This window comes from Flavobacterium sp., assembly GCF_031423415.1.
Lineage (GTDB): Bacteria > Bacteroidota > Bacteroidia > Flavobacteriales > Flavobacteriaceae > Flavobacterium.
On sequence record NZ_JANPFL010000055.1, the window covers coordinates 1 to 4,586 of the forward strand.

The 4,586-nt window shown below is 34.7% G+C and carries 4 protein-coding genes; 3 read left to right on the plus strand and 1 reads right to left on the minus strand.

Annotation, left to right across the window (positions count from 1 at the left end):
* Positions 1-105: IS3 family transposase (locus RMO83_RS05915; protein ID WP_310558707.1), on the plus strand; the 105-nt coding region annotated here is incomplete at its 5' end.
* A gap of 65 nt (positions 106-170) precedes the next feature.
* On the opposite strand, the gene fahA is transcribed toward RMO83_RS05915, so the two are convergent.
* Positions 171-1,454, minus strand: a complete 1,284-nt coding sequence (gene fahA, locus RMO83_RS05920) for a fumarylacetoacetase (protein ID WP_310558751.1) — start codon at positions 1,452-1,454, stop codon at positions 171-173.
* 108 nt (positions 1,455-1,562) lie between these two features.
* On the opposite strand from fahA, the gene glyA reads away from it, so the two are divergent.
* Positions 1,563-2,837, plus strand: coding sequence for a serine hydroxymethyltransferase (gene glyA, locus RMO83_RS05925; protein ID WP_310558752.1), 1,275 nt, complete (start codon positions 1,563-1,565; stop codon positions 2,835-2,837).
* 317 nt (positions 2,838-3,154) lie between these two features.
* On the plus strand, positions 3,155-4,586 hold a 1,432-nt coding region (locus RMO83_RS05930; RefSeq protein WP_310558753.1), incomplete at its 3' end, for a TonB-dependent receptor.

Consider the following 4,586-nt stretch of genomic DNA (forward strand, 5'->3'; position numbering starts at 1 on the left):
AAGGAAATAAATGAATATATAAATTATTACAATAATGACAGAATCAAGTCAAATTTAAACAAAATGAGCCCGATACAATATCGAACTCATTATTATCAAAATTAATTATAAATTTGTCCAAACTTTTGGGTTCAGTCTAAAAAGGTCGGATTGTTTAAAAAAAAAGTGATTTATTTCCTCACAAAGGGTGGAAGTAATTTTGTCGAAAGTTCACCAAATCCTATTCGAACTCCGTTGTTCTTACTGTACCCTTTAAAAATTACCGTGTCTCCATCATTTATAAATCTACGTTCCGAACCATCGTTAAGTTGTATTGGTTTTTTTCCGCCTAAAGTTAATTCCAACATAGACCCAAAACTATCTGGCGTTGCACCAGAAATAGTCCCAGAACCCATCATGTCTCCAGAATTCACACGACAACCATTAGAGGTGTGGTGCGTTAATTGCTGATTCATTGACCAATACATATTTTTCACATTCGATCTAGAAACAATTGTTGCTTCCTTATTTTCAGGCTCAATAGCTACTTCTAAGTTGATATCGAAATTATTTTTCCCTTTTTGTTGCAAATACGGAAGTGGCGATGGATCTTGTTTTGGGCCTTTGGTTCTAAAAGGTTCCAAAGCATCCAACGTAATAATCCAAGGAGAAATTGATGTAGCAAAGTTTTTGGATAAAAACGGTCCCAATGGTTCGTATTCCCATTTTTGAATGTCTCGCGCACTCCAATCATTCAATAAAACTATACCAAAAATATAATCTTCAGCTTCGTTTATTGGAATATTTTCACCCATAACATTGACGTCAGTAGTGATGAAAGCCGTTTCTAATTCGAAATCCACCAGCCTTGAAGGACCGAAAACAGGTGTTTTTTCGCCATTAGGTAGGGTTTGTCCCATTGGTCTGTGCACCGGAATTCCTGAAGGTATAATAGAAGAACTTCGACCGTGATACGCTAAAGGAATATGAAGCCAATTGGGTGACAACAAATGTTCTGGGTCACGGTATAATTTTCCAACATTGATTGCGTGATCTTTATTGGAAAAGAAGTCCGTATAATCCCCGATCAACACCGGCAATTGCATTTCAATATCCTTGACATTGAAAATAATAATTTCCCTGTGTTCTTTGTTGTCTCTAAGTTTTGGATTGGTTTCGTCAAACAATTCTGCTAAACGACTTCGTACCAATCGCCAGGTTTTTTTACCGTCTGAAATAAAATCATTCAGGGTATCTTGCATAAACATATCATCGGTCAGTTCGATTCCTTCAAAATAATTTAATTGCTGTAAGGCTCCCATATCAATGGCACGATCTCCTATTCTTGTTCCAATGGTAATTACATCATCTTTTGTAATGAAAACGCCAAAAGGAATATTTTGAATGGGAAAATCATTGTCGGCTGGGACTTCTATCCAAGATTTTCGGTTCGTATTATTAGCTGATATCGACATACAATTGTTAATTATATTGTTAAGAATTACTCATCAAATATATTATAATCTTATTATTTACCAAACGTTTTTTTGTATTTTTGCGTCAAATTAATTTAAACCAAAAAAATGCAACGCGACAAACAAATTTTTGACCTTATACTAGAGGAACAAGACAGACAAATTCACGGATTAGAACTTATTGCTTCTGAGAATTTTGTGAGTGATGAAGTAATGGAAGCAGCAGGTTCTGTTTTAACTAATAAATATGCTGAAGGATATCCAGGCAAAAGATATTATGGAGGTTGCGAAGTAGTTGATGTAATCGAACAAATCGCCATTGATAGAGCCAAAGAATTGTTTGGTGCTGAATATGCCAATGTGCAACCACACTCTGGTTCTCAAGCCAATACGGCAGTCTTTCATGCTTGTTTAAAACCTGGAGATAAAATTTTAGGTTTCGATTTAGCACACGGTGGACATTTAACCCACGGTTCGCCAGTGAATTTCTCAGGACGTATATACACGCCTTCTTTTTATGGAGTTGACAAGGAAACAGGACGTTTGGATTATGATAAAATTCAAGAGATTGCTACCAAAGAGCAACCAAAATTAATTATCGCAGGTGCCTCGGCTTATTCTCGTGATATGGATTTTGAGCGTTTTAGAGTGATTGCGGATAGTGTTGGCGCTATTTTATTAGCCGATATTTCTCATCCAGCGGGCCTTATAGCCAAAGGTTTGATGAATGACCCTTTACCTCACTGTCATATTGTTACAACGACAACACACAAAACGTTGCGTGGTCCTAGAGGTGGTTTGATTTTGATGGGAAAAGATTTCCCAAACAAAATGGGTTTAACAACTCCAAAAGGCGAAATCCGAATGATGTCTTCTTTATTAGATTTGGCTGTTTTCCCAGGAAACCAAGGTGGTCCTTTGATGCATATTATTGCAGCTAAAGCGATTGCTTTTGGAGAAGCTTTGACTGACGAATTTTTTAGATATGCTTTGCAATTGCAAAAAAATGCCAATGCAATGGCGGATGCTTTTGTAAAAAGAGGTTATGATATTATTTCGGGTGGAACAGACAATCATATGATGTTGATTGATTTGAGAAACAAAAATATTTCAGGAAAAGACGCTGAAAATGCCTTGGTAAAAGCGGAAATCACCGTAAATAAAAATATGGTTCCTTTTGATGATAAATCACCATTTGTGACTTCTGGAATTCGTGTTGGAACTGCTGCTATTACCACTCGTGGATTAGTAGAAGAAGATATGGAAACTATTGTTGCCTTGATTGATAAAGTTATATCGGATCATACCAACGAAGCAATTATCGAAGAAGTTGCCAATAAAGTAAACGAAATGATGAGCGAAAGAGCCATCTTCGTTTTCTAAAAAACAGGAAAGATTTCAAATAACGATTTACTTCGTCTGTTCGTCCGCCGCGGCGGACTCGGGTCACTAATTTTCACAAATTCTATTTGTGCTAATTAGTGATTTCGTGTTTTATAGCCCATCAAAATATAGTGTAGTTCCGCTTTATTTTGTAATTTTGGAAGTTCTTGTGATGCCACGATACTACCCAGAAAAACAGAAAATATTCTTAATTAATTTACTGATTTTTCGTAAATTTGTATATCTACTTAAAATAAATCTCAATAATGCGTAATTTTCTTTCCACATTAATTTTACTTTTTTGCTCCACAAATATATTGTCTCAAAACACATTCAAAGCAATATTTAAAAACGAAAAAACAAAAGAAACGCTTGCCAATGTTTCCGTATTTGTTGGTAATTCTCAAAACAATGCAAGTTCTGATGAATATGGAAATGTGAAAATTGAAAATATTCCGAACGGTACCCAAATCATTGTTTTTAGTTTAAATGGTTATCGAAAGAAAGAAAAAACTTTTGAATTTCCACAAAATGAAACTATTGAAATATTTCTTGAACCAATAGCCGAAGAATTAGAAGAAGTTAAAATTACTTCGACAACAAGAAGTAGCCGCACAATAAAAAATATCCCAACACGAATCGAGACAATAGCTTCGGGCGAATTAGAAGAAAAATCTTCAATGCAGCCGGGTAATATTAAAATGTTACTAACTGAAAGTACAGGAATTCAAACCCAGCAAACATCGCAGGTTTCTGGTAATGCTAGTATCCGAATACAAGGTTTGGACGGAAAATATACCCAACTTTTACAAGATGGTTTCCCCTTATATTCGGGTTTTGCAAGCGGTTTGAGTATTCTTCAAATTCCACCTCTATATTTAAAACGTGTTGAAGTTATTAAGGGTTCTACATCTACACTTTATGGCGGTGGTGCCATTGCGGGATTAATAAATTTAATTACAAAAGAGCCAACCGATAAAAGAGAAATTTCTTTCTTAGCGAATATCAATCAAACACAAGCATTGGATTTAAGTGGTTTTTATGCTGAAAAATATAAAAAATCAGGACTTACAATTTATGTTTCAAGTAATTCACAAAAAGCAACCGATGTAAATAATGATAGCTTTTCAGACATTCCAAAATTCGAAAGATATACGATAAACCCAAAATTCTTTTATTATCTCAACGAAAAAACAACATTTAGTTTTGGTGCAAACGCAGGATTTGAAAACCGAATAGGTGGTGATATGCAAGTAATTAACAACAAACCAGATGCAACGCATTCGTTCTTCGAGAGAAATAACAGCAATCGATATTCGACACAAGCAAAATTTGAAAAAACATTTGACAACAACAATATATTAACAATAAAAAATAGCATTGGATATTTTAACCGAAACATAGAAAAACAAACGTATAATTTCGAAGGACAACAAATAGCCACTTTTACAGAGGCCAATTATCTAATCCCCAACGAAAAATCAGAATGGAACGTAGGCGCGAACTTAGTTTCGGATAGTTTCAAGCAAATGAATTTAGTGGCCGACAAATTAGATTATTACAATGCTGCATTTGGAGTTTTTGCTCAAAACAATTTCATCATTAACGAAAAATTTATTTTGGAAAGTGGTTTGCGCTTTGACCTTACAAACAGAAGCAATGTTTTTGTTTTGCCCCGTTTGTCATTATTGTATAAAATCAACGAAAAAATATCTTCAAGATTTGGTGGTGGTTTAGGTTATAAATCAC